General features: G+C 30.9%; 7 protein-coding genes. 2 read left to right on the forward strand and 5 right to left on the reverse strand.

Annotation, left to right across the window (positions count from 1 at the left end; genetic code table 11):
- A partial coding sequence (locus tag GBI66_RS19020) for a hypothetical protein (RefSeq protein WP_228267310.1) occupies positions 1-481 on the reverse strand: 481 nt, incomplete at its 3' end.
- A gap of 184 nt (positions 482-665) precedes the next feature.
- Between GBI66_RS19020 and GBI66_RS19025 the strand changes: the two genes are divergently transcribed.
- Positions 666-878 carry a helix-turn-helix domain-containing protein gene (locus GBI66_RS19025; protein WP_151717170.1) on the forward strand — a complete coding sequence of 71 codons (213 nt, stop codon included), beginning with the start codon at positions 666-668 and terminating at the stop codon, positions 876-878.
- Positions 879-1,120: 242 nt separating this feature from the next.
- Here GBI66_RS19025 and GBI66_RS19545 read toward each other — a convergent pair whose 3' ends face one another.
- Positions 1,121-1,282: a hypothetical protein gene (locus GBI66_RS19545; RefSeq protein ID WP_171494346.1), complete on the reverse strand. Its 162-nt coding sequence runs from the start codon at positions 1,280-1,282 to the stop codon at positions 1,121-1,123.
- A gap of 137 nt (positions 1,283-1,419) precedes the next feature.
- On the opposite strand from GBI66_RS19545, the gene GBI66_RS19030 reads away from it, so the two are divergent.
- Positions 1,420-2,304, forward strand: a complete 885-nt coding sequence (locus GBI66_RS19030) for a hypothetical protein (RefSeq protein ID WP_151717171.1) — start codon at positions 1,420-1,422, stop codon at positions 2,302-2,304.
- Positions 2,305-2,500: 196 nt separating this feature from the next.
- Here the strand turns inward: GBI66_RS19030 and GBI66_RS19035 are convergent, their stop codons facing one another.
- From GBI66_RS19035 to GBI66_RS19045, 3 genes are all read right to left on the reverse strand, one after another.
- Positions 2,501-2,938, reverse strand: coding sequence for a hypothetical protein (locus GBI66_RS19035; protein WP_151717172.1), 438 nt, complete (start codon positions 2,936-2,938; stop codon positions 2,501-2,503).
- Positions 2,939-2,941: 3 nt separating this feature from the next.
- Complete coding sequence (locus tag GBI66_RS19040; protein WP_151717173.1) at positions 2,942-5,263, reverse strand: hypothetical protein; 2,322 nt, start codon at positions 5,261-5,263, stop codon at positions 2,942-2,944.
- Positions 5,253-6,345 (reverse strand): site-specific integrase (locus GBI66_RS19045; protein ID WP_151717174.1); only part of this gene is annotated, 1,093 nt, incomplete at its 5' end. The genes GBI66_RS19045 and GBI66_RS19040, both read right to left, overlap by 11 nt.

The following is a 6,345-nucleotide window of genomic DNA, read 5'->3' on the forward strand; positions in this document are numbered from 1 at the left end:
ATATAATTTTCTTTTTATATTCTAATTCTATTAAAACATCTTGAATGTTTTTTATATAGTTTTTAAGACAATAATTGATATCAGGAAGTTGATTGCTGAGTTCTGCAGTTAGTTGTATTTCCATAACTCTTTCGGTTTTTTCAAGTTCAATCAATTTGAGCTTCTCAGCTAATACTCTTACAGCTTTCTCCTTACAGTGAATGATTCTAAATTCAGCCAGTTTATCAGTTTCTGAATAATAAAAATTACCAGATTCATCATATTTTTTTCGTACATACCCAAATCTCTCTAAATCTCGTATAAGAGAGTAGACCTGCCATTTAATTGCTTGAGATTGATTCCCGAATCTTATCCAAAGATCTTTGGGTTTGTACCATGTAAGAAAAAATTCATTCTCAATCAGCAAAAGAAATTCTGATTTAAGCACATGCTTAATTTCGTCCATTTGAATTGTACGGCAAAAATGAGGATTATAATCCATTTTTTATTCTTATGTTTAATCGTATTAAAGAAAGTTGCTGTGGTTAACATTTAAAGGATAATAATTTATCATTGATTCAATGGTTTATTGAATATTTATGAACCCTATGATTGATGAGGATTATAAGCCGTGGATACTTAGTCCTCAAAAATGAATAGTTCTATTCTTTATGGGAATAGAACTTATGAACGATTTAGCACAACAAATTGGGCATGCGATTCGCACATGTAGGGTTGATCAAAAAATTACCCAAGAGAAATTAGCATTACTTTGTAATATTGATCGTAGTTATCTTGGTCGAATTGAACGAGGTGAAGTCAATATCACAGTCCTAAAGCTTTATGAAATTGCACACATGCTTGAAGTTGAGCCTCAAACTTTATTACCAAAAGTCTGAGTAAGAGTTCGTTCTATTTTCAGTAACAAGTAAATTTATACATCACTTATGTATTTGACTGATCAATGAAAGTGGTATAGCTTAGTCAACAGGGAGTACCTATGAGAGTAGGCAACCCCAATTCCGAGGCTCGGCAAGATATGTCCGAGCTTTCGTGTTTTTGTACTCTTGTCTTTTTGTATTACGAAATGAGGTCTTTTAAGCTTTCATTTCATCTTTCTATTTATCTTTACTGTCTCTTCCTACTCAACATCTTGTAGCTGTTTTACTTTTGATAAGTCGAATGGTCTTATCTGACTTAGCAATGCTAAATATGCAGCTGATTTCTGGGCATTCTTAGTATCTTGACGTAATTCTTCAATTTCTTCAGGCGTCATTCGGTAGTCATCTGGGAATTTAGACATAAAAACATAACTCCAAATTTAAGACATCGTAATTTCAATTAATATTTTAGGGGATTATAATCCTCTTTTGTGCTAATCTTACTTTACTAAATAATAGTAAAAATATTTGGTTTTATGTATTCTTGTGGATCATCTAAATGAAAAATATAAATTTATTTACTTTTCTAAGCATATGTTTACCATTTGCAGGATGTGTAACAGTTAACTCAATTAAGCCTAGTGATGTAAAAGCTTATAACACACCAAATCATTTAATTAATTCTAAGTCTCTAAACGGTAAAGACGGAAATGGTAAGAAATACTTATTTGAAGATGCTGTACCCGATGCCTTAATTCCTTATACCTATATGAGTAATTTATGTGCTAGCCAAGATGGTCGTTTCTTTCAAATGTCTAAGAGCCTGTTCCAGTACTTGAGCGGTACACATATTTCTGCTTTGAATAATCAACGGTTCGTTTCAGCCACAGGTACATTCAAATGCGCAGCAAAAACACCATGGAATATCTCGATTGAACCTATTTCATCTCGTATTGGAGGAATGGGGCAGCCTTTGAACTTTGTCACCCTTAAAACAATGGTTATTTCGGATGATGAAGTCTATCGTGTTGTGACTGCATATCAGTCGAAGAAAAATATTGAAGACAATAAGAAAAAGCAAGCTATTGAACAATACAAACTTGAACAACAACAATTGAAAAATAACTATGAAAGAAATCTCATAACCAATGCTCCTGAACCAAAAGATATTGGTCAAACGATTTGTAAAAATGCAAGACTATCTGAATTTACAGGAACTATTGTTCTAGGGCAGTCAACTTATCGTCAAGTTGATGGTTTGATCATCGCTAGTTTAGAAAGTTTTTCAAATGATCATGCGAATCTGAAAATCAATATCAAAGGCTGGTTGAATAATTTCAATCAAATCTCATCAGGACCAAATGTTTTATATAAGCAGACACCATTAGAGTCAGGACGAGTTATATGGGATGATAAGCAGGGTTGGTATATATGTTCTTATTAAGTTATATAAATTTAACTATCCTACAAAGAAAATTTTGAAGCTCATGGTTCAGTCGTAAAAAGGTGAAAAGACAGTAGAAGATGAGGAGTTAGATTTGTTAAAAATCTTATGAATTAAAAATTAGAGCTTAAACATTATTGATGAATAATACTTAACCTATTGTAAAGTAGCTGTGTATCTCTGATTCCTTCTTATATCAGTTTTTCGATAAATAATCCTTTAAAAGATGAGGAGCCAGTAGGTGGTCCACTTTTAAATTAGTTTTAAGTTTTATCTCTTCAATGATGTCTATTAAAGTTTCAGTGTTTTGATGAAGTTGACATTCCAAATCATTAATTTGTATGCGTAATTTTTTATTAGTGTTGGCTAACGCTAATCTAGTTTTTTTATTCACATACAGTTGTTTTTCTTTTGACTTTAAATTTAAGGGTGAGATTTGTTCCGACATATAAAGACAAATAAGTCTTTTCCTATCAGGTGAACTTAATGTACTTAGCCCTCCAGATATGTAACCTTTAGCTTTAAGGCGTATATGTAAAGTTTTGTGGCAGATTGGAGATTTTTCGAATCCTTCGACCAGCATCATTTGCAGTTCTTGCTCAATGACTTCATCTAATTGCTTACCACGTAACATAAGTTAAGATTCCTTAGTTTCAATCTTTTTTTGCTCAATAGCAAATAACTCGCTCAAAGTATGAGGCAATTTATTTAGCTGTTCATTGTATGGAAATACTGGAAATGGAGTTAAATGATTCAATCGGCCTAATGCTTTTTCTTTTAAATTCTTAAGAAAAATCATTTTTTGTTCTAATACTTCAAACATTTCACTATATGTCTCATCTATTTTAATAATCTCTTTTAAACTTTTGTATTCTTTTGATAGCTTTATGATGAGTTGGGTTAAGGCATCAAGTTCGCCTATACGCCCCGTTAAAACAAAATTTCCACATTTTTCTCCAGATTGACAGGCTATGCGTTTAGGACATTCATGTGTTGAGATTGCTCTGGTGCAAGCACCAAACGGTAAAGGATGTAGATAAGCATGACATAGAAGTAAGGATTCAGCTTCTGAAATGTCTTTTTTCACTATTTCATTAAATGATTTTGAAATATCTTGAAAATACTCATCAAAAAAAGAACTTTTTATATATTTAGCAACTTCATTCTTCGAATCAAAAGTTTGTAAATTCATCTTCAAATTATTTTCAATATCAAGTTTATCAGAAAAGAACATTAATCCATCATTCTGAATAGATTCTAGTGGATTGATAGGTCTTACTTCAATTTCTTCTTCATAGCTAGATAGTTCATGTTTTTTTGATATGCTGGATACAATTCTAGATTGTTTTAGGGCCAAATGTTGATAATATTGATTTTGTTTAATATCAATACGCCCCATAAGCATTGCTTGAAGGTGTTCTGCTAACCCGCTTAGAGCTAAGAAAGTATTGATATTGTGACGTGGTATGTGCGTAGTTATCTTTGAATACTCTTGACTATCTTCAAATAGTTTATATTTTTTAAAAACAGAAGTATTTAGAGTATTTCCAAGAAAACCATTAATAACTAATGCATTAAATGGAATGATATTTGTTTTATTTATAAAAGATCTTTCTAAGTTTATTGATCTGTATTCGTGTATAAAAAGTAAATCTTCAAAAGGAATTTTTATCTTTTCACCTTCATAGTTGAATATATGGTGGAATAAATTTTCTGAATCAGATTTAGTTAAAGATTTAATAAAACTATCAATATCTTTTTTTAAGTAATATTTTTTAATTTCTTTACCGTCTTTAATTTCTTTATATAAAGGAACATTTTTTAAGGTTTTTACAACAACATCACGCTGACCAGCTCGACCTCTAGTTTTATCTTTTACTCCAAATACAGAACCAATTAGCTCATCTACTTCAACATACTCTGTTAAAGTATCATCTAATGATTTAGGCAATAAGTTACAAAATCCTTTAGATCGAATATATAAGATATTTTCTCTGTAATCCTTTGTAAGCTCTAAAACTGATTTAAATATTTGCTCTACTAATCGTGCGGATAATGGATCAATCCAATGTATTCTTTGACCAGCTCCCTTGGCTCCATAGTACTGTATACCTAGTGTAAATTGCTTCACTCCATCTAAAGTTAAATGTTTTTTAGTAATTGGATCAAGAATAGGATGCTTTATTAATGCATCAACTTTAAGAAGAAAAATTTCTGTAGACCGCAAACCCGTTACAATTAACATTAATAGTAAATTTAGAGCAATTTTTTCACCGGTGGATTGACATAAATTAATTAAAGAAACAATATTAATAAATGTTCTAATAGAGATTAGCTTACTATCATCAAGCTCATCTTCATCAATTACTAATTTATCAAGTAGTGATTTTGTTTTTAAGGCTTTAGGCGTTCGGTTAAATCGATTAATATTTATGTAGTTGTTTGAAAATTCTAAAGGTTTTTTTGTAAAATTATAGTGGTTTAATATGGTTTGCAGTCTAATATACGTTGTTGCATAATCAGAGAATCCTTTTTTATCATTATTTTCTGTTAAAGCTTCAAAAGATTTATTTAAAATTAAAGTAGTTAAATAGGATGGATGAGTTTTTCTAGGGTCTTTATTGTACAATGCACTATACCAGCGTTTTAAAATTAAAAACTCAGCATAAAGTTTTTGTGGAGATGCATTGGAATTTGATTTTCTATAACTTAAAATAAGTACTGATTTTATAAAGATCTGAAATTCTTTTTTAATAATACTTTTATTTAAGCCTTTTATTTTCCCCATGTTTTCGAAATTAAAATGTGTTTTTCCACTTCGAGATAAAAGCCAACCTGAGCCAATAGTTCCTCCGTACCAAATAGGATCCTCCCATTCACCTTTAAAATTTGGTTTTATATTTTTATCAAAATATTCTTTTTGCTCATTAATAAAGTAATCGTATGAATTAGTTTTCATTAATTCCACCTTGTTTAAAAACTTCACAGCGTGCAATCACTGACTCAATTTCAAATTTGGTAGACTCATGAACTCTTATTAATGGATTTCTTGAGACACCTATTCCATCAGATAGCCGGATTAAATCATTAATCTCATTTTGTATACTTTTTAATACATCTGCATGATCAGCATCAATAAAAGGATGAAAGTACATACAACCATAGCAGTTACGAACTGGCTGAAACAAACATTTTTCTTCATAACTGCATCCACCAATGTCATAATGAATTTTCCCACCAATATTCCCTAAAACTTTTTTATGCTGCCACTTATTTTTATCAATAAGCCGACCTGTCAGTAACATGGCTATCATTTGTTTATATAATTGATTTTTCCCTAATGCATTCGCTCTAATTTGCGCTAAAGCAGGAGTAGAGTATATGTAATGTCGAGCTGTGACTAAAACTGAATGGCCAAGAATATAAGAGATTTCTTCTGCTGAAGCACCAGCCATTGCTAAGCTGTAACCAACATGATGTCTAAAATCAGAGAAAGAATATTTCTCTTGTAGCAATTCTCCACTAAGCACAGCATTTTGATAAAGTTTAGGCGAAAATTGGAATAACTGGTTATTTATAGCAATTGAGCAAAAACGTGCAGAATTTTCGCCTAAATTAAATAATTTATCTTTTGGCTGTAAATTAAACCTTTTAACATATGCTAAAATTATTTCTGCGATCTCTTCTGGAAATTTTACTGCTATCTTGTCATATGCATACCGTATTTGTTTAGCATAAGGGATTAAGATACTGTAACGATGAAATTGATCATGTTCATGAGTAGTATCAACTCGTATATCGCTCGCAGATAACTTTGCCAATTGCACTGGACGAAGACCTGTTGTATAAATTAAGCCCAAGATCGATGAATAAAGAAGAGTTTCGTCTTCTATATTTTTTTCATTATTTTTTATACGATCATTGATTTCCGCAAATCCCCTTTGAATCATTGAAATTAGTGGATAGTCGATAGGGTCTTCATATTGTTGATAGAATAATTTAGAGTTGAAAGATTTGGGTCTTGGAATAAATTCTAAGTCA

Source organism: Acinetobacter sp. TUM15071 (assembly GCF_008980925.1).
Lineage (GTDB): Bacteria > Pseudomonadota > Gammaproteobacteria > Pseudomonadales > Moraxellaceae > Acinetobacter > Acinetobacter dispersus.